The sequence below is a fragment of the Streptomyces sp. NPDC093544 genome (assembly GCF_040683495.1).
In the GTDB taxonomy this organism is placed as follows: domain Bacteria; phylum Actinomycetota; class Actinomycetes; order Streptomycetales; family Streptomycetaceae; genus Streptomyces.
The window spans coordinates 18,053-39,900 of sequence record NZ_JBFBEA010000023.1 but is presented as its reverse complement, the minus strand read 5'-3'; the positions used below and the strand labels follow the sequence as shown (position 1 = coordinate 39,900).

General features: G+C 69.0%; 25 protein-coding genes and 1 pseudogene. 9 read left to right on the top strand and 17 right to left on the bottom strand.

Annotated features, from left to right (window positions below):
* Positions 1 to 102 precede the first annotated feature (102 nt).
* Positions 103 to 588, top strand: a complete 486-nt coding sequence (locus AB0N66_RS31050; RefSeq protein ID WP_266836212.1) for an Lrp/AsnC family transcriptional regulator — start codon at positions 103 to 105, stop codon at positions 586 to 588.
* Between the two features lie 90 nt (positions 589 to 678).
* Here AB0N66_RS31050 and AB0N66_RS31045 read toward each other — a convergent pair whose 3' ends face one another.
* A complete protein-coding gene (locus AB0N66_RS31045) occupies positions 679 to 1,269 on the bottom strand; it encodes a TetR/AcrR family transcriptional regulator (RefSeq protein ID WP_365441232.1) in 591 nt (196 codons plus the stop codon).
* Positions 1,266 to 2,780 carry a 3-hydroxyacyl-CoA dehydrogenase gene (locus tag AB0N66_RS31040; protein ID WP_365441230.1) on the bottom strand — a complete coding sequence of 505 codons (1,515 nt, stop codon included), beginning with the start codon at positions 2,778 to 2,780 and terminating at the stop codon, positions 1,266 to 1,268. Before AB0N66_RS31040 ends, AB0N66_RS31045 begins: the two co-directional genes overlap by 4 nt.
* A gap of 203 nt (positions 2,781 to 2,983) precedes the next feature.
* Here AB0N66_RS31040 and paaN point away from each other — a divergent pair, with 203 nt between their 5' ends.
* Entirely contained in the window at positions 2,984 to 4,690 is a 1,707-nt protein-coding gene (paaN, locus tag AB0N66_RS31035; RefSeq protein ID WP_365441228.1) for a phenylacetic acid degradation protein PaaN, read from the top strand.
* A gap of 4 nt (positions 4,691 to 4,694) precedes the next feature.
* Here paaN and AB0N66_RS31030 read toward each other — a convergent pair whose 3' ends face one another.
* From AB0N66_RS31030 to AB0N66_RS31020, 3 genes are read right to left on the bottom strand one after another with little or no spacing between them, the layout of a single operon-like run.
* Positions 4,695 to 5,492 carry a TrmH family RNA methyltransferase gene (locus AB0N66_RS31030; RefSeq protein ID WP_365441226.1) on the bottom strand — a complete coding sequence of 266 codons (798 nt, stop codon included), beginning with the start codon at positions 5,490 to 5,492 and terminating at the stop codon, positions 4,695 to 4,697.
* The gene (locus AB0N66_RS31025; protein ID WP_365441224.1) at positions 5,489 to 6,715 is read right to left on the bottom strand and encodes an HTTM domain-containing protein; all 1,227 of its coding nucleotides are present in this window, start codon (positions 6,713 to 6,715) and stop codon (positions 5,489 to 5,491) included. Before AB0N66_RS31025 ends, AB0N66_RS31030 begins: the two co-directional genes overlap by 4 nt.
* Positions 6,712 to 7,746 carry a DUF5819 family protein gene (locus AB0N66_RS31020; RefSeq protein ID WP_365441222.1) on the bottom strand — a complete coding sequence of 345 codons (1,035 nt, stop codon included), beginning with the start codon at positions 7,744 to 7,746 and terminating at the stop codon, positions 6,712 to 6,714. The genes AB0N66_RS31025 and AB0N66_RS31020 overlap by 4 nt, the downstream gene beginning before the upstream one ends.
* Before the next feature lie 279 nt (positions 7,747 to 8,025).
* On the opposite strand from AB0N66_RS31020, the pseudogene AB0N66_RS31015 reads away from it, so the two are divergent.
* Positions 8,026 to 9,018 (top strand): annotated as a pseudogene (locus tag AB0N66_RS31015) (2Fe-2S iron-sulfur cluster-binding protein); the annotation flags it as partial.
* Positions 9,019 to 9,246: 228 nt separating this feature from the next.
* Positions 9,247 to 10,380: an acyl-CoA dehydrogenase family protein gene (locus AB0N66_RS31010; RefSeq protein WP_365441220.1), complete on the top strand. Its 1,134-nt coding sequence runs from the start codon at positions 9,247 to 9,249 to the stop codon at positions 10,378 to 10,380.
* A gap of 73 nt (positions 10,381 to 10,453) precedes the next feature.
* Here AB0N66_RS31010 and AB0N66_RS31005 read toward each other — a convergent pair whose 3' ends face one another.
* The 5 genes from AB0N66_RS31005 to AB0N66_RS30985 all read right to left on the bottom strand — a co-directional run bounded on the left by AB0N66_RS31005 (position 10,454) and on the right by AB0N66_RS30985 (position 14,714).
* Positions 10,454 to 10,801 carry a rhodanese-like domain-containing protein gene (locus tag AB0N66_RS31005; RefSeq protein WP_365441218.1) on the bottom strand — a complete coding sequence of 116 codons (348 nt, stop codon included), beginning with the start codon at positions 10,799 to 10,801 and terminating at the stop codon, positions 10,454 to 10,456.
* An 80-nt stretch (positions 10,802 to 10,881) separates the two neighbouring features.
* Entirely contained in the window at positions 10,882 to 11,973 is a 1,092-nt protein-coding gene (locus AB0N66_RS31000) for a hypothetical protein (RefSeq protein WP_365441216.1), read from the bottom strand.
* Between the two features lie 153 nt (positions 11,974 to 12,126).
* Complete coding sequence (locus AB0N66_RS30995; protein WP_365441214.1) at positions 12,127 to 12,597, bottom strand: GNAT family N-acetyltransferase; 471 nt, start codon at positions 12,595 to 12,597, stop codon at positions 12,127 to 12,129.
* An 87-nt stretch (positions 12,598 to 12,684) separates the two neighbouring features.
* Entirely contained in the window at positions 12,685 to 14,028 is a 1,344-nt protein-coding gene (locus AB0N66_RS30990) for a DUF2252 domain-containing protein (RefSeq protein ID WP_365441404.1), read from the bottom strand.
* Between the two features lie 323 nt (positions 14,029 to 14,351).
* A complete protein-coding gene (locus AB0N66_RS30985) occupies positions 14,352 to 14,714 on the bottom strand; it encodes a helix-turn-helix domain-containing protein (protein WP_365441212.1) in 363 nt (120 codons plus the stop codon).
* A 165-nt stretch (positions 14,715 to 14,879) separates the two neighbouring features.
* On the opposite strand from AB0N66_RS30985, the gene AB0N66_RS30980 reads away from it, so the two are divergent.
* The gene (locus AB0N66_RS30980; protein WP_365441210.1) at positions 14,880 to 15,533 is read left to right on the top strand and encodes an NAD(P)H-dependent oxidoreductase; all 654 of its coding nucleotides are present in this window, start codon (positions 14,880 to 14,882) and stop codon (positions 15,531 to 15,533) included.
* Between the two features lie 368 nt (positions 15,534 to 15,901).
* Here the strand turns inward: AB0N66_RS30980 and AB0N66_RS30975 are convergent, their stop codons facing one another.
* From AB0N66_RS30975 to AB0N66_RS30965, 3 genes are all read right to left on the bottom strand, one after another.
* Positions 15,902 to 16,132 carry a hypothetical protein gene (locus AB0N66_RS30975; protein WP_365441209.1) on the bottom strand — a complete coding sequence of 77 codons (231 nt, stop codon included), beginning with the start codon at positions 16,130 to 16,132 and terminating at the stop codon, positions 15,902 to 15,904.
* Positions 16,133 to 16,139: 7 nt separating this feature from the next.
* A complete protein-coding gene (locus tag AB0N66_RS30970) occupies positions 16,140 to 16,604 on the bottom strand; it encodes a hypothetical protein (protein ID WP_365441208.1) in 465 nt (154 codons plus the stop codon).
* Positions 16,605 to 16,796: 192 nt separating this feature from the next.
* Positions 16,797 to 16,976 carry a hypothetical protein gene (locus AB0N66_RS30965; RefSeq protein ID WP_365441206.1) on the bottom strand — a complete coding sequence of 60 codons (180 nt, stop codon included), beginning with the start codon at positions 16,974 to 16,976 and terminating at the stop codon, positions 16,797 to 16,799.
* Positions 16,977 to 17,343: 367 nt separating this feature from the next.
* Between AB0N66_RS30965 and AB0N66_RS30960 the strand changes: the two genes are divergently transcribed.
* The gene (locus AB0N66_RS30960) at positions 17,344 to 17,487 is read left to right on the top strand and encodes a hypothetical protein (protein WP_365441204.1); all 144 of its coding nucleotides are present in this window, start codon (positions 17,344 to 17,346) and stop codon (positions 17,485 to 17,487) included.
* Between the two features lie 36 nt (positions 17,488 to 17,523).
* Entirely contained in the window at positions 17,524 to 18,054 is a 531-nt protein-coding gene (locus tag AB0N66_RS30955; protein WP_365441202.1) for a hypothetical protein, read from the top strand.
* 306 nt (positions 18,055 to 18,360) lie between these two features.
* On the opposite strand, the gene AB0N66_RS30950 is transcribed toward AB0N66_RS30955, so the two are convergent.
* From AB0N66_RS30950 to AB0N66_RS30940, 3 genes are all read right to left on the bottom strand, one after another.
* Entirely contained in the window at positions 18,361 to 18,867 is a 507-nt protein-coding gene (locus AB0N66_RS30950) for a hypothetical protein (RefSeq protein ID WP_365441200.1), read from the bottom strand.
* A gap of 471 nt (positions 18,868 to 19,338) precedes the next feature.
* Positions 19,339 to 19,947, bottom strand: a complete 609-nt coding sequence (locus AB0N66_RS30945; RefSeq protein WP_365441198.1) for a hypothetical protein — start codon at positions 19,945 to 19,947, stop codon at positions 19,339 to 19,341.
* Between the two features lie 21 nt (positions 19,948 to 19,968).
* Positions 19,969 to 20,364, bottom strand: a complete 396-nt coding sequence (locus AB0N66_RS30940; RefSeq protein ID WP_365441410.1) for a hypothetical protein — start codon at positions 20,362 to 20,364, stop codon at positions 19,969 to 19,971.
* Here AB0N66_RS30940 and AB0N66_RS30935 point away from each other — a divergent pair.
* Together AB0N66_RS30935 and AB0N66_RS30930 are read left to right on the top strand one after the other, a co-directional pair.
* Complete coding sequence (locus AB0N66_RS30935) at positions 20,308 to 20,667, top strand: helix-turn-helix transcriptional regulator (RefSeq protein ID WP_365441402.1); 360 nt, start codon at positions 20,308 to 20,310, stop codon at positions 20,665 to 20,667. The two genes, AB0N66_RS30940 and AB0N66_RS30935, sit on opposite strands and share 57 nt — an antisense overlap.
* 58 nt (positions 20,668 to 20,725) lie before the next feature.
* Positions 20,726 to 21,184, top strand: coding sequence for an ImmA/IrrE family metallo-endopeptidase (locus AB0N66_RS30930; RefSeq protein ID WP_365441196.1), 459 nt, complete (start codon positions 20,726 to 20,728; stop codon positions 21,182 to 21,184).
* Positions 21,185 to 21,345: 161 nt separating this feature from the next.
* Here AB0N66_RS30930 and AB0N66_RS30925 read toward each other — a convergent pair whose 3' ends face one another.
* Positions 21,346 to 21,801: a hypothetical protein gene (locus AB0N66_RS30925; RefSeq protein ID WP_365441194.1), complete on the bottom strand. Its 456-nt coding sequence runs from the start codon at positions 21,799 to 21,801 to the stop codon at positions 21,346 to 21,348.
* Between the last annotated feature and the right edge of the window lie 47 nt (positions 21,802 to 21,848).

The window sequence follows — 21,848 nt, the reverse complement described above, 5'->3', positions numbered from 1 at the left end:
GGCTACAGACCCCTTCAAGCTGTGGACAAACGGTTCTGCACAGCCTGAGATGGACGCAGTACGTCCATGATAGGGAGGCGGGGGGACATGGCACCTGAACAAATGGCCGAGCCGCCGGAGGCCGGCCCGGCGCTTCCGCCCGCCCGCCCGCTCGACGCCATAGATCAAGACATCCTCCAGATGCTCCAGGCGGACGGCCGCGCCTCGATACGGTCCGTGGCCGAGCGCGTCCATGTGTCGCGGGCCAACGCCTACGCGCGTATCAACCGCCTCATCGAGGACGGTGTGATCCGCGGCTTCGGGGCGCGCGTCGATCACGAACGCGCCGGGCAGGGCACCTCGGCGTACATCACTCTGAAGATCGTGCAGAACTCCTGGCGCACGGTCCGCGAGCAGCTGAGAGTGCTCCCCGGGGCCTCCCACATCGCCCTGGTGGGCGGCGATTTCGACGTGCTCCTTCTGGTACACACCCCCGACAACAAGGCGCTGCGGGAGCTGGTGCTCACCCGCCTCCAGGCCATCCCGGAGGTACTCAGCACCCGGACACTGCTGGTGTTCGAGGAGGAGGACCTGGAGCCGCAGTCCTGAGCCTCCCGCAGTCCTGAGCCTCCCGGTGACCGGCGACTCCCCGGTGACCGGCGCGTTCAGGACTCGCTGCACGCCCGGACGACCTGGGCCTCAGGACTCGCTGCGCAGCCCTCCGAAGACCAGCTGGGCCACGGCCTCGGCGACTTCCCGCTCGTTCATGCCCCGCCCGTCGGGCCGGTACCACTCCACGATCGAGTTGATCATCCCGAAGACCAGCCTGGTCGCGAGCCGGACCTCCACGTCACCGCGTACGTCACCGTCCGCGGCCGCCGCCTTCAGCAGCTCGGCCACCTGGTGGTCGAACTCGCGGCGCCGCTCCAGTGCCCAGCGCTCGGTGTGCGTGTTGCCACGCACCCGCAGCAGCAGCGTCACGTACGGCAGCTCGGCGGTGAGTACCTCGACCATGCGCCGCACCACGTACTCCAGGCGCTCCACGGCACGCCCCACGCGCGCGTGCTCCTCGTCGAGGATCCCGAAGAGGCCGTCCAGGGCTCGGCTGACGGCCCTGCGCAGCAGCTCCTCCTTGCCGGCGACGTGGTGGTATATCGACGACTTGGAGATGCCCGCCGCCTTGGAGAGGTGCTCCATGGAGGTGCCGTCGTAGCCGCGCTCGTTGAAGACCTGGACGGCGACGGAGAGCAGGGTCTCCGGGGTGTAGGTGTCCCGCTTGGCGGTGGTCATGAGGTGCCCTCCCGCTTCTCGGCGGTGTGTCCGTGACGGTACAGCGCGAGTGAGGGTGCGTACCGGCCGGAGGGTTCGCGCAGATGCAGCTCCTCCAGGAGGTCGTGCGCCCAGGTCCTGCCGAGCCTGCGGCTCCATTCGAAGGGGCCCAGGGGATAGCTGACGCCGAGCCGCATCGCGGTGTCGATGTCCTCCTCGGTCGCCACTCCCTTGGCGACGGCGTCGTGCGCCAGGTCGACGATCCGGGCCACCGTCCGGGCGACGATCAGTCCCGGGACGTCGCCGATGACACTGACGTCCTTGCCCAGCGCCTGGAAGAGGCCGATGGCCTCCGCGAGTGTCTGGGGAGAGGTGTCCTGGCAGGCCGAGACGGCGATGCGGGTCGCCTTGCGGTAGTCGAGCGCCAGGTCGAAGTAGACGACGTCACGGAACTCGACCGAGGTCTGGCCGTCGGCGAGGACCAGCTGACCGCCACCGGGCAGCATCAGCCGCGTGCCGTGGTCCTCCTCGTCCTCGCGGACCAGGATGCCCGCCTCACGGATCAGCGGGAGGAGCTCGGCCGCCGGGCCCAGGTCGCCCTCGACGACGACGTACGCGGGCGGCTGGGCCCTCTCCGCGGTGTGCGGCTCGGGCCGCTCGGCACCGTCCCCGTAGTCGTACCAGCCGTGCCCCGTCTTGCGGCCGTGCATGCCGGACTCCACGAGCCGGCGCTGGGCGAGCGAGGGGGTGAACCGCACGTCCTGGAAGAAGGCCTGCCACACGGAGTGGGTGACGGACTCGTTGACGTCCTGCCCGATGAGGTCGGTGAGTTCGAAGGCCCCCATCCGGAAGCCGCCGGATTCGCGCAGGACCGCGTCGATGGTGGCCGGGTCGGCGGCCTGCGACTCGTACACCGCGAACGCCTCGGCGTAGAAAGGCCGCGCGATGCGGTTGACGATGAACCCGGGGGTGTCGGCGCAGGCGACCGGGGTCTTCCCCCAGGCGCGTGCCGTCGCGTACGCGCGCGTGGCCGACGAGAAGTCGCTCGCGTACCCGGAGACGACCTCCACGAGGGGCAGCAGCGGCGCCGGGTTGAAGAAGTGCAGTCCGACGAGCCGGCCGGCGTTGCGCAGGGCGCCTGCGATGGCCGTGACGGACAGGGACGAGGTGTTGGTGGCGAGCAGGCAGTCGGCGTCGACGATGTCCTCGAGAGCGCGGAACAACTGCTGTTTCACGTCGAGTTGTTCGGCGACCGCCTCGATGACGAGCGCACAGTCCGCGAGGTCGGAGAGGTCTTGTGCCGGTCGCAGCCGGGCGCGAGCGGCATCCCGGTCGGCGCCGCTGAGCCGGTCCTTCTCGACCAGCCGGTCCAGGCGCTCACCGATCGCCTCAGCCGCGGCGTCGGCGCGCCCCGGCACGGCGTCGTGGAGCCGCACGAGGTGGCCCGCGACCAGCGCGACCTGGGCGATGCCCTGGCCCATGGTGCCGGCGCCTACGACGGCCACCGGGCCGCTGAGGTCGAGTGCTGTCATGCTCGCGATCCTCCCGCACAGGGTTTTCCACAGATGCGGCGGACCCCCTTGTCCCGACCGATCGTTCGGTTACTCTAGCTGTGACTACCCGTCCATCGCCCACCACCACCCTGACAGAGGCGCTGGACGCCGCACCTTTTCCGTAATCCTGCCCAGATCACCAGCTCGACGAAGAGCTGCTTCGAGGAGGAGTTGGTCCCCCGATGGCCGCCGAACTCACCGCGCACCAGCTGATCAGCCAGCACCGGCCCACCCTCGACCAGGCGCTGGAAGCGATCCGCACGCGCGCGTACTGGTCCCCCCACCCCGAACACCCCAAGGCGTACGGCGAGAACGGCAGCCTGGGCATGGCGGAGGGCAAGGCCGCATTCGACTCCCTCCTGGGCACCCGCCTCGACCTCGGCCAGCCCGGCACCGACGACTGGGTGGGCGGTGAGGTCTCGCCGTACGGCATCGAGCTGGGTGTGACCTACCCGCACGCGGACGTCGACGAACTGCTGCCCGCCATGCGCGCGGGGCAGCGTGCCTGGCGCGACGCGGGCGCGGAGGCGCGTGCCGCGGTCTGTCTGGAGATCCTCAAGCGGATCAGCGACCGCACCCACGAGTTCGCGCACGCGGTCCAGCACACCAGCGGCCAGGCCTTCATGATGGCCTTCCAGGCGGGCGGCCCGCACGCGCAGGACCGCGGCCTGGAGGCGGTGGCGTACGCGTACGCGGAGCAGGTCCGCACGCCGGACAGCGCACAGTGGAGCAAACCCCAGGGCAAGCGGGACCCGCTCACCCTGACCAAGCAGTTCACGCCCGTCCCGCGCGGCACCGCCCTCGTGATCGGCTGCAACACCTTCCCGACGTGGAACGGCTATCCGGGCCTGTTCGCCTCCCTCGCCACCGGCAACGCCGTGCTGGTGAAGCCCCACCCGCGCGCGGTGCTGCCGCTCGCGCTCACCGTCCAGGTGGCCCGCGAGGTGCTCGCCGAGACCGGCTTCGACCCGAACCTGGTGGCACTGGCCGCCGAGCGCCCCGGGGAGGGCATCGCCAAGACCCTCGCCCTGCGGCCCGAGATCCGGATCATCGACTACACCGGGTCCACCGCGTTCGGCGACTGGCTGGAGACCAACGCCCGCCAGGCGCAGGTCTACACGGAGAAGGCCGGCGTCAACACGGTGATCGTGGAGTCGACGGACAACTACAAGGGCATGCTTTCCAATCTGGCCTTCTCCTTGTCCCTGTACAGCGGCCAGATGTGCACCACCCCGCAGAACCTGCTGATCCCGCGCGACGGCATCACCACGGAGGAGGGCCCCAAGTCCTTCGACGAGGTGACGGCCGACCTCGCGAAGTCGGTCGGCGGGCTCCTGGGCGACGACGCCCGCGCCAACGCGCTCCTCGGAGCCATCGTGAACCCCGATGTGAAGGCCCGCCTGGAAGCCGCTTCCGGCCTCGGCGAAGTCGCCCTCCCCTCACGGGAGATCACCAACCCGGAGTTCCCGGACGCGGTCGTACGTACACCGGTGATCGTGAAGCTCGACGGCGCGCGGAAATACTGGGACGGGGCGGACGACGAGGCCGCCTACCTGAACGAGTGCTTCGGCCCCGTCTCCTTCGCCGTCGCGGTCGACTCGGCCACGGACGCGGTGGAGCTGCTGCGCCGCACGATCCGCGACAAGGGCGCGATGACGGTCGGCGCGTACACGAGCTCGGAGGAGTTCGAGGAGGCCGTGCGCGAGGTCTGCCTGGAGGAGTGCGCCCAGCTCTCCCTGAACCTCACGGGCGGGGTGTACGTCAACCAGACGGCCGCGTTCTCCGACTTCCACGGCTCGGGCGGCAACCCGGCGGCCAACGCGGCCCTGTCCGACGGAGCGTTCGTCGCCAACCGCTTCCGCGTGGTGGAGGTACGCAGGGACGCGTGAGCCCTCAGGAGGCCGTCGCGCCCCCGGTCGCACTCCAGTGGAACAGTGTCATCGCCACACTGGTCGCGAGGTTGTAGCTGGAGACCTGGGGGCGCATCGGCAGGGACACCAAGTGGTCGGTGCGGGCACGGAGTTCGGCGGACAGGCCGCTGCGCTCGGAGCCGAAGGCGAGGACGGCGTCATCGGGGAGCTTGAGCCCCCGGATGTCCTCGCCCTCCGGGTCGAGGGCGAACACCGGGCCCGGCGGCAGCTCGTCCACCGTCAGCCGCTCCACGGCGGTCGCGAAGTGCAGGCCCGCCCCGCCGCGCAGGACCGTCGGATGCCAGGGGTCGAGCGAGCCCGTCATGACCACCCCGGTCGCGCCGAAGCCCGCCGCGAGCCGGATCACGGCCCCCGCGTTGCCCAGGTTGCGGGGGTTGTCGAGGACCACGACGGGCGTACGGCGGGGCATGCGGGCCAGCGACTCCAGATTGGCCGCCCTGGACGGACGTACGGCGAGAGCGGCCACCGAGGTGGGGTGCGGACGCGGCACCAGGGCCTTCAGCGTCGCCTCCGGGACCTCCACCAGCAGCTCGTCGACAGCAGCCCGTACGTCGCAAGCCAGGTCGTCGGCCAGCGCGAGCGCCGCCTGCCGGTCGGTCGTGACGGCCACCGGGATACGGGCCTGGAAGCGCACCGCGTGCTTGAGGGCGTGGAAGCCGTCGAGCAGCACGGAACTTTCGGCGAGCCGGTGCCAGGCGCGCACCGCGTCCTGGGGGTCCCTGCCGCCGCCGGCTCCGAGCCCGCTGTCGGGGTCGTTCATGCCCTGAAGCCTACGTGCGTGGGCTCGGCCGGATCCGGGGTGCTCGGCGGCTGTTCACGCGGACCCGGCAGCGTACGACCGCCCTCGCCACCCGAGAACAGCACTCCACGCGCGCGCGTGACCAATCCGCCCAGGCGCCGCAGGAACGACGTCGGCAGGAACACCGCATCGGCGGCGATCATCGCGAGTGAGAAGAACGGCAGCCCGAGCACCACGGCGATCACCGCGTGCTCGGTCATCATGCCCACGAGCAGGACGTTCTTGACCCGCCGGTTGAACAAGGTGAACGGGAAGGCGACCTGGGCGATCACCGTCCCGTACGTCACCAGCATCACGATCGTGCCGTACCCCGACAGCAGGTCGGACAGGGCGGGCCAGGGCGAGAAGTAGTCCAGGTGGAGCGGGTAGTAGATCGCGGTGCCGTCCTGCCAGCGGGAGCCCTGGATCTTGTACCAGCCGGCGGTCGCGTAGATCAGACAGGCCTCGGCCATGATCACGAACAGGGCCGCGTTGTGCACGAGGTTGGCGACGACGTCCAGCAGCACCCGGGGCTCGGCGCTGCGTGCGCGGTTGTCGATGACCCACCACAGGGCCTGCGCCGCCCACAGCCCCCAGAAGACCACCAGCCAGCCGGCGCTGAGCCGTCCCGCGAGCGTCGGCGCCGCCAGCGCGATGCCGAGCACCCCCCACAGGACGGGCCCGACCTGGTCGGGCCTGACCCGCTTTCCACGCGCGCGTGCCTCTCGTCCGAGCCGCGCCCGCCGCGCGTCCAGCGACCACACCTGGCCGCAGCGCGTGAACACCAGGTAGATCGCCATCAGGTGGATGACGTTGTCGCCGCCGTCCCCCATGAACACGCTGCGGTTCTGCAGCGAGAGCACACCCACCATGAAGAGGACGGACGCGGCACGGGTCCGCCAGCCCAGCAGGAGCAGCAGGCTCGACAGGGCGGCGAGGGCGTAGACGATCTCGAACCAGATCTGGCTGTCGGACCACATCAGGATCGTGAAGGCGTGGTTGGTCGCGATGAGCTGCTGGGCGATGTCCCAGCTCCACGGCGCGTCAGGCCCGTACATCTCCTGGCGGTGCGGAAACTCGCGCAGCAGGAACAGCAGCCAGGTCGCGGAGAACCCGATACGGATCACGGCGGTCTGGTAGGGGCCGAGGGCAGCCTCGGTGACGCGGGTGATGCCGCGCGCGAGGGACAGGGCGAAGGGGTTCATCGGGCGCTCGCCTCCGACGTCTCCTGCTGCCGGTCGCCCGCGGGGACGGACCACCAGGGCAGTTCGCGGACGGCGGGTTTGTCGGACACCTGCTCCTCGCTCCATTTGGGGGGCGTCACGCTGGTCGTGAGGGAGCGGACCTGGACGCTTTCGACGACCGCGCCCTTGCCACCGGCCTCCAGCCGGTCCAGGCGCAGCACGACGATCCGGCGCAGATAGCGCTCGGAGAGGTCACCGCGCAGGCCCGTGGGACGGTTCTCGCCGTCGTGGCTGTTGACGTAGAAGTCCCAGGACCGGCGCAGTTCGTTCTGCTGGGTGTGGCTCGGCAGCAGGTTCCCGTCGATGGCCGCTCCGTCGAGCGCGGACAGGTCGTACCAGCCGGTCTCACGGCTGGCGCCGTCCGGCGTACGGACCTGGGCACGGACCTGGACGGCGATGTTCTGCTGCAACGGGTTCGGCGCGAACAGCTTCCAGTTCTGCTCGAACTCGGGGTAGATCCACTCCTCGATCGCGCGGCCGTGCTGCTTGGTGACGGTGTTCGAGGGCGCGAGGTGCAGGAACACCATGCCCAGGTGCACACAGGCGGTGAGCGCGACGACCGCGAGGGCGAAGGCGGCGGCGATCTGATAGCCGAGGGAGAGGGCGGCTATCCCGGTGGGAGCGGGGATGGCCGGGGCGCCTTCCGCGGCGAAGGGCCGAGCAGGCGTGGGGCGCCCGGGGGGCGGCGCCTGGCCTGCCGGCGTCTGGTGGACGGGCGGCTGCTGGTGGACAGGCGACGTCTGGTGGACGGGCTGCTGCTGATCGGCGGGGCCGTCGGGCACTTTCGGCGTGCCAGAAGCGTTTGGCAGGTCAGAGGCGCTCGGGCTCGACACGGCGGCCGAGTCGGCGTTCTCCGGTGCGCTGGGGACGTCGGATGCGTCGGTTGCTTTGCGGGCGTCGGGTGCGCTGGGACTGTCGCCCCTGCCAGGCGCGGGCCCGTCAGGCGCGTCCGGCCCATGCCGGCCGTTCGAGCCCTCGTCGTACGCGTCCATTCCGCCCCTATCCCCGATCCGGTCGCACCTCCCGCCACCGAGGCCGCGCGGCGTGGTCGTACCGCCCGCGAGCCCCACGCTGCGGCGTTCGCACGGGAACGGTACTCAGGCGAGATCGCCCGGCACAGCCCCAGGAGCCGCAGCGGCCACATCGGCCATGTCAGCGGCATCCACAGCGGTTGACACCTTACGGCGACTCGTCACACCATTGAATCGAGCTTGCCGAACGACCGATCGGTCGGGAGTGGCGGATCGGTGAGAGATCAGTGAGAGATCTTCACGGTGCCACCCGAACTGCGCGAGGAGTTCCGGCACACGCCCTGCCAGCATCTCGCGCTGCGCCGCACGGTCGACGGCACGGAGATACGGCGTACGTACTCGATCTGCTCACCGGCGCCCGCCCCCGGCGACCAGGGCCCCGGGACGCTGCGGGTGGGGGTGCGCCTGGTCGACGGCGGCGCGTTCTCGACGTACGCGCTCAAGGAGATCGCCATCGGCGACGAGGTGGAGGTGATGACGCCGGCGGGCCGCTTCACTCTGGAGCCCACGGCCGGGGTGTACGCGGCGGTAGTGGGCGGCAGCGGGATCACCCCCGTGCTGTCGATCGTCGGGACGCTGCTGGCGCGGGAGCCGGAGGCGGGATTCTGCCTGATACGCGGCGACCGGACGTCGGCGTCGACGATGTTCCTGGAGGAGGTCGCCGACCTCAAGGACCGCTGTCCCGAGCGGTTCCAACTGGTGACGGCGCTCTCCCGGGAGGAGCAGCAGACGGGGCTGCCGTCCGGGCGGCTCGACCAGGAGCGGCTCACGATGCTGCTTCCGGCACTTCTGCCGGTGGGCCGGGTGGCGGGGTGGTTCCTGTGCGGGCCCTTCGGCCTGGTGCAGGGGGCTGAGCGGGCGCTGCGCGGGCTGGGCGTGCCGCGGACCCGTATCCACGAGGAGATATTCCACGTGGCCGCCGGGGCGACGACGCCTCCTGCCGTACCGGCTCCCGCGCACAGCACCGTGACCGCCCGCCTGGACGGGCGCGGCGGAACGTGGCCCGTCCAGGACGGCGAGTCGCTCCTGGAGGCGGTGCTGCGCAACCGGCCCGACGCGCCCTACGCCTGCAAGGGCGGGGTGTGCGGAACCTGCCGCGCCTTCCTGGTCTCGGGCAAGGTACGGATGGACCGCAACTTCGCGCTGGAACCCGAGGAGACGGACGCGGGATGCGTACTGGCCTGCCAGTCGCATCCGGCCACGGAGAAGGTCGAGTTGGACTTCGACCGGTAGGTCGCGGAGAGGAGCTCGTTGAACTTCGCCCCGTGGGGCACGAACAAGGTCGAGTTGAACCTCGCCCCGTAGGCCACGGAGAAGGTCGAGTTGGACTTCGACCGGGAAACCGCGGCTGACGTAGGTCGCGATCGACCGTTCCCTTCTCGTAGAAGCTGTTCTATCTTGACGCTCCGTCAGATCAGGTGTCCGCCTGGTCGGTTGGCCGGTGCATGGGAGGACGGGACCGTGGACTTCACCTTCACCGAGGAACACCAGGCGGCGGTCGAGGCGGCGAAGGCCGTGTTCGCGGGAGTCGCGCCGGACGGGGTGCCAAGCCCCGCGCTCACCCCGGGCGCCGTGGCCGAGGACTTCGACCGGGCCCTGTGGGCGAGGCTTGCCGACGCGGACCTGCTGAGCCTGCTCCTCGACGCGGAGTACGGCGGGGCGGGCCTCGACGCCGTCGCGCTGTGCCTGGTGCTGCGGGAGTCGGCGAGGGTGCTCGCGCGGGTGCCGTTGCTCGAGAGCAGCGCGGCAGCGGTGGCCGTGCAGCGGTACGGCGGCGAGGAGTTGAAGGCGCAGTTGGTCGCGCGGGCAGGCCGGGGCGAGTTGGTGCTGACCGTCGCCGCGAACGGCCGCAGCGGCCACGACCCCGCCGAACTCGCCGTGACCGCACGGCAGGACGGCGACGCGTGGGTGCTGGACGGGACACAGACCGCCATTCCCTGGGCGCAGAACGCCGACTTCACCCTCGTACCCGCGCACACCGCCGCCGACCGGACCGTCCTCGCCCTCGTACCGCGCGTCCACGAAGGAGCCGAACTCGCCGAACAGATCTCCACCAGCGGCGAGCGACTCGGTGAACTGCGCCTGGAGTCCGCGCGGATCGCCGCCCGGGATGTCATCGAGGCGGACGGCGCATGGGAGTGGCTGCACGAGCTGCTGGCCACCGGGACGTGTGCGCTGGCGCTGGGGCTCGGGGAGGGCGTGCTCAAGATGACGAGCGAGTACACCAGCAAGCGGGAGCAGTTCGGCTTCCCGGTCGCCACGTTCCAGGCGGTCGCCGTGCAGGCCGCCGACCGCTACATCGACCTGCGCGCGATGGAGGTGACGCTCTGGCAGGCCGCATGGCGGATCAGTACGGGCACGGGCGGTGCGCTTCCGGCGTCCGGAGACGTGGCCGTCGCCAAGATCTGGGCCTCGGAAGGGGTACGACGGGTCGTACAGACCGCGCAGCACCTGCACGGGGGGTTCGGCGCCGACACCGACTATCCGCTGCACCGGTACCACGCCTGGGCCAAGCAGCTGGAGCTGTCGCTCGGGCCGGCGGCGGCGCACGAGGAGGCACTGGGGGATCTGCTCGCGGCCCATCCGCTGGGCTGAACGCCCGCTCCGGCCCACCCACGCCACGCCAGTGCCGGGGGCCGGCGCCCAGCAACTCCCCCGGCACCCTGAGCTACGCCACGAAGCCCGGCTGCCCCTTGTCGTCCACGACCGGACGACCGGTGGCCGCCCAGGCCTGCATGCCGCCATCGACATTCACCGCGTCGATTCCCTGCTGGGCCAGATACATGGTGACCTGCGCCGAACGGCCACCGGAGCGACAGATCACGTGGACCTTGCCGTCCTGCGGTGCCGCCTCGGTCAACTCGCCGAAGCGGGCGACGAATTCGCTCATGGGAATGTGCAGCGCCCGATCGGCATGACCTGCCTCCCACTCGTCGTCCTCCCGGACGTCCAGCAGAAAGTCTCCGTCCGCGAGATCCCCGACCTCGACCGTGGGTACACCAGCTCCGAAACTCATACCTCCGACGCTACCCGACCTCACCGACAGCCCAATCCCCTTCAGGAATCCCGACCATCAGCCACACGGACCCCGACCGGTCAGCCGGCCTCAGGAGCCTGGGCGGTCAGCTCGGCCAGCTCCGTCTCGCGCTCCCCGACCTGGGCCAGCAACTGCTCGGCGATCTCCTCAAGGAGACGGTCGGGATCCTCCGGAGCCAGCTTGAGCATCGCGCCGATGGCGCTCTCCTCCAGCTCGCGGGCGACGAACGCGAGCATCTCCTTACGCTGGGAGAGCCACTCGAGCCGGGCGTACAGCTCCTCGCCGCGGCTCGGCTTCCACTCCTCGGGCGCGGGCCCCGCGGCCCACTCCACGGAGAGCTCGCTCAGCAGCGCCTCGTCGCCACGGGCATACGCGGCGTTGACCCGCGTGATGAACTCGTCGCGCCGCTTGCGCTCGTCCTCGTCCTGCGCCAGGTCGGGATGGGCCTTGCGAACCAGTTCGCGGTAGAGCCTGCGGGCCTCGTCACTGGGGCGCACGCGCTGCGGGGGCCGCACGGGCTGGTCCGTCAGCATCGCCACGGCCTCCGGGAACAGCCCCTCGGCGTCCATCCAGCCGTGGAACAACTCCTCGACGCCCGGCATCGGCATGACCCGCGCCCGCGCCTCGTCCGCCTTGCGCACGTCCTCCGGGTCCCCGGTGCGCGCGGCCCGCGCCTCGGCGATCTGTGCGTCCAGCTCGTCGAGCCGCGAATACATCGGCCCGAGCTTCTGGTGATGCAGCCGCGAGAAGTTGTCGACCTCGACCCGGAAGGTCTCCACGGCGATCTCGAACTCGATCAACGCCTGCTCAGCCGCCCGAACAGCCCGCTCCAACCGCTCCTCAGGCCGCCCCACACCGTCGGCGCCGGGCTGCTGCGGTACCGACGTTCCACTCTCGGTGCCGGCCTGCTGCGCTTCCGCCGTTCCACTCTCGGCGCCGGCCTGCGCCGACGTCCCGCTGCTCTCGGTGCCGGCCTGCTGGAGCGACTCCTCCGCAGGTTCCGCCTGCGAGGACGTCACGCCCCCGGGCGCCGCCTCGCGCGAATCCGCCGCGACGGACCCGTCCGCCTCGCTCTCCAGGGCACCGGACTGCTCCCGCACCCCCTCATCGGTGGGCTCGGACTGGCTCTGCTCAGCTTCCGGCGTCGTCACCCGACCAGCGTAGGCCACGGGCCCGCGCGGCTCGCGGCCTTCCCCTCCGCAGCGTCGTTCTCGGCGCCCTCCGCGCCTCCGCACCTCCGCGCCTCGCCGCCTCCACGCCCTCGGGACTGTCCGGCTTCGTCGGATCTGTCCGGCGGGCCAGATCTAAAGCAACTCCAACGCCCCCACCGTCTGGCCCCCGCTCTTCTCTCCAGTCAGCCGGAACCCGAGCCTCAGGTAAAAGCCTTCGGGGCCGCTCTCGCCTGGGTGCCAGGTGGTCGTGAAGCGCGTACCGCCCCGGCGTCGGATTTCGGCGGCCACTGACTCGACCGCGAAGCGGCCGCAGCCCCTGCCCTGTTCTCCAGCCGCGATGTTCAAGCGCCAGAGGCCGGAGCGGAGGTCGGTGCCCTTGCCGTCTCCGTTCCAGTCGATGTCGAAAAAGGCCATGAGGAACCCGACAGTCCGGTCCCCGTCAAGAATGAGGCGGGGCCAGGCTATGTCTGGATACACGTACGCCTCCGCCAAGGACTTCACGACCGGCGCGACCAGATGCTCCTGGTCCGGGCGGACCTTCAGGCCGAGCGCGATGTCGATATTGCTGGGGGTGATCTTCATCAGGCGGAGTGCGGTCTTCATGCCCGCACCGTAAGGAGGCGGATCAAGCGAATTTCGGCGTCGCTCCGGAGCTTTCCCCAGCCCCTCCCCCGAGCCCCCTCCCACCCCTCAAACCCCCAACTCGGCCTCGATCCGCCCTTCCCGTACCGCCCCCACCAGCTGCGCATGATCCGCCTCAGTACGGTCGGCGTACGCCACGGCGAACGAAGCAATGGCCTCGTCCAGCTCTTCGCTCTTGCCGCAGTACCCGGTGATGAGGCGCGGGTCGGCGCTGTGAGCGTGGGCGCGGGCGAGGAGGGCGCCGGTCATGCGGGCGTAGTCGTCGATCTGGTCGGCGGCGAGGGCGGCGGGGTCGACGCTGCCCTTGCGGTTGCGGAACTGGCGTACCTGGAAGGGGAGTCCGTCGACCGAGGTCCAGCCGAGCAGGCTGTCGCTGACGACCTGCATGCGCTTCTGGCCGATGACCACACGACGGCCCTCATGCGGTACGTCGGATATCACGTGGCCGGCCGTCGCCAGATGCGGGAGCAGCGCCGAGGCACGGACCTCCTTCACCTGGAGGACGAGAGGTTCACCGCGGTGGTCCAGGAGCAGGACGACGTAGGACCGGGTGCCCACGCTGCCGGTGCCGACGACACGGAAGGCCACATCGTGCACGGCGTACCGGGCGAGGAGGGGGAGTCGGTCCGCCGACAGTGTCGTGAGGTACTCCTCCAGTGACGCCGCGACCGCCGCCGCCTCCGCGTCGGGTATGCGGCGCAGCACCGGCGACGCGTCCACGAAGCGCCGGCCGCCGCCCTCCACGGCCTCCGTCGACTTCGCCGCGAACCGCCCGCTGGTGTTGCCCCGCGCCTTCTCGGAGACCCGCTCCAGCGTGCCGAGCAGATCGTGGGCGTCGGCGTGTGAGACGAGTTCCTCGTCCGCGATGGCGTTCCACGCGTCCAGCACCGGGAGCTTCGCGAGCAGCCTCAGGGTGCGCCGGTAGGCGCCGACCACATCGTGTGCGGCCTTGCGGCAGGTGTCCTCGTCCGCCCCGGCTTCCCGGCCCGCGAGCACGAGCGAGGTGGCGAGGCGCTTGAGGTCCCATTCCCAGGGGCCGTGCACCGTCTCGTCGAAGTCGTTCAGGTCCATGACGAGTCCGCCGCGAGCGTCCCCGTAGAGGCCGAAGTTCGCCGCGTGCGCGTCGCCGCATATCTGGGCGCTGATCCCGGTCATGGGGGTGCGAGCGAGGTCGTACGCCATGAGGCCTGCCGAACCGCGCAGGAAGGTGAAGGGCGTGGCCGCCATCCTGCCGACCCGTATCGGGGTGAGCCCGGGGATCCGGCCGAGGTTGGAATCCTCCACCGCGCGGACGGCGTCGGGCCGGCCCGCGTCCGGCGTGAACTCCGCGTGTGCGATGCGCGGCACGCGCCCGCGCAGGGCCTTGCCCTCTTCCTTCGGCGAACCCTTCACGGGCCACGCCGCGAACCCACGTACCGCGAAAGCCCTGGACGTCTGCCGCGCCTGCCGCGCTTCCTGCGCTTCAACCGCTTGCCGCGGTTGCTGTGCTTCGACCACTCCCTGCGCTTCGACCGCTTCCTGCGCTTCGACCGCTTCCTGCGCCGGAACGTCTGTACCGAGCTCGGTCACTCCGACCGCCTCCCCCGTGCACGAACATCAACTTGCCACGACCGTACAGCCGGTCGCTGAGAGGCGTCAGAGCCTGTGGACAACTCAAAGCCTGTGGACAACTCCACAGGCGCTCGGAAACGGGCAAGGAGCGGTGTCGGACCAGGTCACCCCGGACACTGCCCGCCCTCCGGCAGATGCCGCTCCGCCCAGGCCCCGAGTTCCTTGAGCGCGGGTTCCAGTGCGGCTCCCGCCTCTGTCAGCCGGTACGCGACTCGCAGCGGGGGGCCTTCGTCGACCTCGCGCACGACCAGTCCGGCCGCGCCGAGTTCGGTGAGCCGGTCCGAGAGCATCCGTTCGCTGATGCCGGGGATCGCCCTGCGCAGCTCGGCGAAGTGAACAGGCCGGTGCAGCAGAACGGCCACGACCAGGCCCGTCCAGCGCTTCCCGAGGAGCTGGAAAACCCGGGTCATGCCGTCATCGACCTTCTGGCACGGCCCTGCGTCCTCGTGGCGTCCCGGTGCTGGCATGGCTTCAGAGTACTGCGCTCACGCAAGGGGATGAAAAAAAGTAAGTAGCTGTGTTATCTATAGTCGAGTACGAAACGGAAGCTCACCTATGGCCCCGAACCCGGAGCTCCAGGCTCGGCTTCCCGACTGTCCACACCCCCCTGCTCCCTCACCTTGGAGATCCTCATGGCCACCCTCCTCCACATCGACTCGTCCGTGTTCCCGGGTTCCGCCTCCGCCTCCCGCGCGGTGACGGACGCCTTCCGCAAGGCCTGGGAGGAGCAGCACCCGGAGGGCACGGTGATCTACCGCGACCTCGCCGCGAACCCGGTACCGCACATCACCGCCGCCTCCTTCTCCGCCGGCCTCGCCGCCCCGGACACGCACACCCCCGAGCAGGCCGCCGCCTTCGCCGAGCGCGTGACGCTCATAGAGGAGCTGGAGCAGGCGGACGCCGTGCTGATCGGCGCCCCGATGTACAACTTCACGATCCCGTCGACCCTCAAGGCGTGGCTGGACAACATCATCGTCATCGGTCGCACCGCCATGGCAGAGGACTCGAAGCTCAAGGGAACCCCGATCACCGTCGTCGCCAGCCGCGGCGGTTCCTACGCGCCGGGCACCCCGCGCGAGCCCTTCGAGTACGTGCAGAACTACCTGGAGGCGGTCCTGCGCGACACCCTCGCCCTGGACCTCCACTTCATCGTCCCGGAGCTCACGGCGGCGCCGCACAACCCGGCGATGTCCGAGCTGATCCCCCTCTTCGAGGCCTCCCGCACAAAGGCCCTCGACGACGCGGCCGCCAAGGCCAAGGAACTCGCCGAACGCCTGGCCGCGTAACCCTTCGCGCAGCCCTTCGCCCCTTCAGCGCGCGACCGCACCATCCCGCCGCCCCGCGTGATTGTCCTCACTCAGAACGATCATGCGGGGCACTCTCCCGTAGGAATTCCGGGAAACCGGACAAGAACGCGGGCAACGCAGAAGCCCCGCAGGTCCAAGACCTGCGGGGCTTCCAACTGGTGGGGAACCGACGAAATGTGCTGATCAGGCCTTACAAGTCCGGCACGTAGATCGTTTCCCGCACCGTCGCAGCAGATTTCCCACGGCGGAGGCCAGGGGGCAAGACCCCGAGCGGCCGGCACCCTCATGACACCCGCGCTCGGTGGCCTCGGAGAACCTTTTGGCGGCCCGCGTCGCCGTGCCCGTGCTCACTTGCCCTCTCTGCTCCTCTTTGCCATCCAGGACTGGCAGATCCATCGGGTGAGCGCTCCCACCAGGACGGAGACAACGATCGCCCCCCAGTCAATAACGTGCGGAAGCCCGGGGAAGAAGGCGAAGAAGGCGAGTGTCACTACGAGGCCCGCCACGAACGCGGCGACCCCAGCCGACCGCCGTCGTGCCTCCCCTGGCTGTTCCCGCCCCTGCTGTTGATCGATCATGAGCGACTCACTTCGTGATGTGGTGACACTGCTTCACCCGCCGCACCCCATTGACGTAGAGATGCGTGCACGCCTTTCCATAACGAGGCAACGTCTGGGGAGAGTTGCTCCGCATCGGATCGATCTTGCACTCGGGGTGCGTTCGCCCTCGCGATGTCCGATAGGTCTTGTTGTTGGTGTTGGCGTACGTGAAGTCGATCCGCCAGTTGCAGAACCCACTGCTCAGTGCGGCGACAAAGGCGCAGTCGACGCCCGCGTTCTGGTAGGTGATCTTCTTCCCGCTACCTCGGATGATGTGTGTGAATAAGCAGCCGGTCGGAACCTTCATCGTCATGCCGCCCACGCTGTACTCGAAGGTCCGGACAGGAGTCGAACCGACAGCACCGGCCTGCGCCACCGAGGAACTCGTCAGCACGAGAGCGCACGCGGCAGCAAGAGCCGTGAAAAGCCTGGATCGATACAGCGCGACCATGAACAATCCCCTTCCGGCGGACAATCTCTTCCGACCGAAAAGAACTCCGTCGCCGCGATCATGTTTCTGGCCGATGGGAGGGTTCACCGACTTGAGTGATCAAGAGGTAGAGCGCTGACCAGATGATTCGTTTCTTCGACAACCCATCGAGCTGTACGTCAGCCACCACAGGCAGAGCCCCTTGCACGCGACTCAGGCGTGGCTCCATGGCCGAAGCACACACGCATCCCAGGCGAAGCGGCGGAGTCGCGCCTGCTCGACATGCGCTGCGGTGTCGCCGTAACTGATGTTGAGGTGGCGTCCAAGGACCAGGATGGCCGCGCTCGCTCCCAGGACCGGCGGCTTCCAGAGCCGAAGCTGCGGACTGGGCATGGTTGCCGGTGGTCCAGGTGTCGTCGATGAGCAGGACGTTCTCGCCCCAGAGCGCTGAGGAGGTGTAGCGCTCGGCTGAGACGTTGCGGCCGAGTTCGGCTGCTCCTGCTGGAGCGGCGCGTTCTGCGCGGGATAGGCGCGGCGCAGGCCGGTGCCGGTGACGGCGACGGTCCTGCCTCCGACGGCGAGAGCGGTTCCGTGTGCTTGCTCCAACTCCTGGTCCATGCCGCCAATACAGGAAGGACAGCCAAGGTCAGGAGGCGGCCGAACAGCAAGAGAATCGGGGGACGGCCTCAGCCGCTGAGCCACGGCACTGGTCTGCGCCGTTCCGCTGCACGAGCTCGACGCCCACAAGTGCGCGGACGCGATGATCTATCTGACCGTGTCGGCCTCCGGCGCCACGGCGGCCGGCGACATCATCCCCGGCCCGGCGGAGAGCCTCATGGTCTTCCCTCCAAAGCCTCGAAGGCTGGGACAGCGCATCGCCGCCCTGCTGGGCCTAGAAACCTGAATCAGGCTGATCGCCGCCCGCCGCGGATACCGCCTCATGCCGAAACAGAACGCTGACGCCGACGGCTACCAGCGGATGATGTGCCCCGCCGAAGCGGGCAAGGCCCAGTGCCCGATCAAGCTCCACACGATGGGCCGCGGCATCCACCTCCCCCTCATCGATCCGCAGCCCACGCCAGTGGGGTCGGTCAAGGTCTGCCGCCAACGTGCCATCACCGTCAGCCCAGAAGCCGGCGCGAAACAGTGGCAGGCCCTGGAGTACGGCGGCCCGGACTGGCAGAAGGTCTACTTCCGGCTACGCAACAGCGTCGAGGGCTACAACGGCTACGCCAAGAACCCCCTCGCCGAGGGCATCGAAGCCGCGAGCTCACGCCGCATCCGCGGCATCGCGGGCCAGACGATCCTCCTCGTCTTCCAGCTCGCCCACGCCAACCGCCGCAAGGTCCAGAAATGGCTCGAGACGCTCGCACGCGGCGGCGAGAGACCCCGCCGCCGCACCCACCACCGGCACAAGACAAAAGACCCCGGAACCTGGACTCCCACCGGCCACCTGATGACAGCCGCCTAACCCAGCCCAACCCCACCCCAGCACCAACCGAAGAACAACCAGCAGCACGAAAAAGCAGGGCCCCAGCAGTGAGATACCTCACCGCCGGGGCCCTGCTGAGTCCGCGCACGACCACTCGGATCTCCAAGCCGACAGACAACGAGAAACGGGCCCCACCAGGACTTTCGTCACTGATGGAGACCCGTTTCGTCGGTTTCTCCTGGTGGGGAACCGACGAAATGCGCTGATCAGGGGATACGGATAGTCCCCTGAGGCTCTGATCCCGCGCTCCCTAAGATCGTTTCCCGCGAAGCAGGTGAGCGCCCGTCAGAGATGGCGACGCATGACTGCGATGCAGGCGGCCCGCGCCTCATTCGACCGATCCCTGGAGTACGCGGAACCGAGGTTCATGCCGCTGTCGGTCGTGATGGGCGGTTGCTGCCAGGCGAAGCTCATCTGCGCACCGGCTTCCGCTCGCGCCGTCGCCACAAGCGCCGCATAAGGCCCCGCCACAGACGATGCTTCGATCTGAAGCCACGCCTGGTGGAATGCCATGCGCGCCAAGAGGCCACTCACCTCGTCCGTGAGTTGTTGCCGGACTGCAGACGAAGATTCGGGACGGCGCCGTATGCGGTACGGCATCTCCAGGTACGCCTCAACTGCCGTCAGTGCTTCCGCGAACGTCTGGGCCCGGCGCTCTCTTCGCGTGGCGCGTTGGTTGAGGGCGTACGTGAGGAAGGCACCGGCTAGGGCGACGCAAGGGATGATCAACGCAGTGGTCTGGGCCCAGGTCCACCCCCCGCCCGTCGCTTCTGTCGCCGCGATGACATCCACGCACCGCTCCCCGGCATGCCGTGAGGGGCATCCTCTACCAGCCACTGGCCGCGCTGCTCACCGCCGGTGAGGCGCCAGTAGCGCTCAAGGAACAAGTGTGTGCGGACTATCTCTATGAGGTCCAGCAGTCCCTTCGAACTCGTCCACCGCCGCTCTTCCGGATCGAGCGGGTGCCACAGGCAGAGGGCATCGTCGTCCGAGTATCGGTGCTTCGAGGAAGCCCCCCGTTTGGCGTGGACGCGCGGGAAATCCTGGGGTCTCTGGCCGTACGTCGAGTAAGGCGGATGCTCGTAGAAGCGGATGCTGACGTCGATCGGGTCCGGCTCACCTATGACATCGAGATCGGTGAGTACGTACGTCAATGAGCTGCGGCGGTAGGTGTGCTGGAGTGCCGAGCCGAAGCGTCGTCGAGCGTCGCGTTCGAGCGGGGCCCACCAGACAGGCTGAGCCCCGTACCAGACCGGCATGGCGTCAGATTCCCCAGGCCCGGGTGGGTGTGACGATTCCGACGGCGAGCCCAAGGCCGGTGGCGGCTGTGCCGCCAGCGCGGACGGTCGACGCCAGCCGGTCGGCCTCCTCAACCGTGGCGTCCGCGTCCGGCACAAGCTCGGGCAGGACCTGATGGAGGGCGTGCTGGGCACTGAGCGGGCGCCCGGCTGCCTCGTGCTCGAGCGCGAGGTCGATGTAGTCGCGTGCGGTGCTCAGCCGCTTGTGGACCTCGCGGCGCGGCATGTTCAGGGGAATAGGTCCGGCTACGTCGGCCGGGTCCGGCGTCGGTCCCTTGTCGATCTCGTCCGCCGCGTAGGTGAAGAAGACCTGGAGAGCGTCGATCAGCGGCATGGGCTGGTCGAGGCAGTCGAGGGCGAGGGCCTTGATGTTCCACGAGCACATGGGCTTGCTGTGGGTCCCGTTCCAGTGCTTCAGGAATCGGACCGTACGCGCGAAGACCACCTTCGTGTCCTTAATGGCCTGGAGCACCATCCGGGTGTGCGTGATCGGGTCGGCTCGGTCCCACTGGTCCGCGATCTTCGTGTTCGGGATGTACAGCCCGCAGCCCGAGGGGTGCGGGATCGCGGTCATGACGTCCGCAGTGAAGTCGGGCTACGCTTCGGTGACCGGGTCACCGAAGCGTACGAGGACGGCGCGGCGGCGGCCGAGCACCTCGATGGTGAGCTTCGGGAACTCGTCGTCGAGGTCCTCGCGGATTGCGTCTCGGGCCTTCTCCATGAGGGACAGGGCGCTCTTCTTGCCCGGTCCGTAGGGCTCGGCGTCCTTCTTGGTGAGGACCACGCCGAGGTCTACATCGGTCAGGGGAGTGTTGGCGTCGCCGTGCGCGACGCTGCCGTTGAAGTAGCTGATCGAGCCGGAGAAGGCCCGGCGTACGGACGCGGCCAGGAGTCGGCGACGGCGCTTGGCCTCGTCGAGTTCCTCGTCGGTCACCTGGATCTTGCGGCGTCCTTCGTCGAGGAGCGACGCAAGGGAGTCTTTGCGAAACATCTGTACCTCTCTGCACTCAGCCCCCCACGATTCCTGTCGCGTACCGCCCAAGGGCTTAACCAGCAGGAGCTGGGGAGCGCCGTGGGGCTCAACCGCACGTCCATCAGCAACATTGAGAAGGGGCGTCAGCGGGTCGCACTGCACATGCTCTTCGAGTTCGCCGCCGTACTGCGAGTGGAGCCCGAGGCACTGCTGCCCGCACCCGACGGACGCTCGGACGTCTTGGACGAGCTTCCTGAAGACGCACGCGGGTGGGCGCAGAGCGTGCTGGCCAACGCAAAGAGGGAGACAGATCGTGGCTAGGCGGGCAGAACAGGTGGCCAGTCGCCTCCTTGCGGAGGCGGGCGAAGCATCCCTGCCTGTGAACGTGGAACGTCTGGCCACACATCTCGGCGTCGTCATTTCCCGCAGCGCGTTCAAGGACGGAGACGTGTCGGGGATGCTCGTTCGCCAGGACGGCCAATCCCCCGTCGTGGGCGTCAACGATTCCCACTCAACCCTTCGGCAACGGTTCACCATCGCTCACGAGCTGGGGCACCTCCTGCTGCACCCTGGACGTGAAGTCGTTCTTGATCGGCCCGTCCGGGTCAACCTCAGGGACAAGACCTCCAGCACGGCAACCGACCTCGAGGAGATCGAGGCAAACGCCTTCGCCGCAAACTTGCTGATGCCTGCCGAGCTTGTCCGATCGGAGCTCCAGCGACTGCCCGCGACGGTTCAGCAAGACCCGGAAACCTGTGCTGCCGAGCTGGCAGACATCTTTGAAGTCAGCACCGCGGCCATGGGATTCCGTCTGATCAACCTGGGCTTGGTGAGCTGACGCGACGCTTCACACGAGTGACATCCCCCGTCCGGCAGCCACCCTTTCCCGCCCCCGTTCATGAAGACGTGAAGTTCTACGCGCTCAACCTTCGCTCGCGGTAGGTGATGAACTCGGCGGTCATACGGGCAATGCCGACGTCGCTTGCCAGCGTTGGGCTCTCACCGCGCGATCCGCCGCGCCGCCGCCCCGGAGATCTCCTCGGGGCTGTAGGTGCGCAACAGCTCGTTCAGCGAGCACTCCAGCTGCTCTCGGCGTGTAGACCGGTCGCGGGCCAATGCCTGCGCGATCGCCTGCTGCAGGTACTGCTCCGGGGTCTTCCGCTCGGCTGCTGCGCAACCTCGGATCCGCTCCTGGACCTCGTCGCTCATCGGAATGCTCATGAGGTACTTACCGTCAGGTCCCGGAAAGACGCTGCACAACACGTCAATGGGAAGCACGTCTTCGAGCCGCTTCCAGATCCTTCTTATGGCCCTGCGCTCATTCTTGGCGGTCACGAGGACCACGAGTCGTCTCCGGTCATCGGCAGCCGCCATGGGAAGCACGCTCTCCTGCCGCGCGGCCGCCAACTCAACGGCTTCGATGGAGCGGGTGAGGGTGATCTCGATGGCGTGCATGGTCACTGGTTGTTCTCCTCTTGTGGGTTCGGTTGGACGAGAGCTGG

Coding starts and splice junctions, on each gene's coding strand:
- AB0N66_RS30995 (WP_365441214.1), bottom strand. CDS start 12,597: ATGAAGACCGCACTCCGCCTGATGAAGATCACCCCCAGCAATATCGAC.
- AB0N66_RS31030 (WP_365441226.1), bottom strand. CDS start 5,492: ATGAACGACCCCGACAGCGGGCTCGGAGCCGGCGGCGGCAGGGACCCC.
- AB0N66_RS30965 (WP_365441206.1), bottom strand. CDS start 16,976: ATGCCCAGTCCGCAGCTTCGGCTCTGGAAGCCGCCGGTCCTGGGAGCG.
- AB0N66_RS31045 (WP_365441232.1), bottom strand. CDS start 1,269: ATGACCACCGCCAAGCGGGACACCTACACCCCGGAGACCCTGCTCTCC.
- AB0N66_RS31040 (WP_365441230.1), bottom strand. CDS start 2,780: ATGACAGCACTCGACCTCAGCGGCCCGGTGGCCGTCGTAGGCGCCGGC.
- AB0N66_RS30940 (WP_365441410.1), bottom strand. CDS start 20,364: ATGTTTCGCAAAGACTCCCTTGCGTCGCTCCTCGACGAAGGACGCCGC.
- AB0N66_RS31005 (WP_365441218.1), bottom strand. CDS start 10,801: ATGAGTTTCGGAGCTGGTGTACCCACGGTCGAGGTCGGGGATCTCGCG.
- AB0N66_RS30960 (WP_365441204.1), top strand. CDS start 17,344: ATGATCTATCTGACCGTGTCGGCCTCCGGCGCCACGGCGGCCGGCGAC.
- AB0N66_RS30945 (WP_365441198.1), bottom strand. CDS start 19,947: ATGACCGCGATCCCGCACCCCTCGGGCTGCGGGCTGTACATCCCGAAC.
- AB0N66_RS30955 (WP_365441202.1), top strand. CDS start 17,524: ATGCCGAAACAGAACGCTGACGCCGACGGCTACCAGCGGATGATGTGC.
- AB0N66_RS31025 (WP_365441224.1), bottom strand. CDS start 6,715: ATGAACCCCTTCGCCCTGTCCCTCGCGCGCGGCATCACCCGCGTCACC.
- AB0N66_RS30970 (WP_365441208.1), bottom strand. CDS start 16,604: ATGGTCGCGCTGTATCGATCCAGGCTTTTCACGGCTCTTGCTGCCGCG.
- AB0N66_RS31020 (WP_365441222.1), bottom strand. CDS start 7,746: ATGGACGCGTACGACGAGGGCTCGAACGGCCGGCATGGGCCGGACGCG.
- AB0N66_RS30980 (WP_365441210.1), top strand. CDS start 14,880: ATGGCCACCCTCCTCCACATCGACTCGTCCGTGTTCCCGGGTTCCGCC.
- paaN (WP_365441228.1), top strand. CDS start 2,984: ATGGCCGCCGAACTCACCGCGCACCAGCTGATCAGCCAGCACCGGCCC.
- AB0N66_RS30925 (WP_365441194.1), bottom strand. CDS start 21,801: ATGCACGCCATCGAGATCACCCTCACCCGCTCCATCGAAGCCGTTGAG.
- AB0N66_RS30975 (WP_365441209.1), bottom strand. CDS start 16,132: ATGATCGATCAACAGCAGGGGCGGGAACAGCCAGGGGAGGCACGACGG.
- AB0N66_RS30985 (WP_365441212.1), bottom strand. CDS start 14,714: ATGCCAGCACCGGGACGCCACGAGGACGCAGGGCCGTGCCAGAAGGTC.
- AB0N66_RS31050 (WP_266836212.1), top strand. CDS start 103: ATGGCCGAGCCGCCGGAGGCCGGCCCGGCGCTTCCGCCCGCCCGCCCG.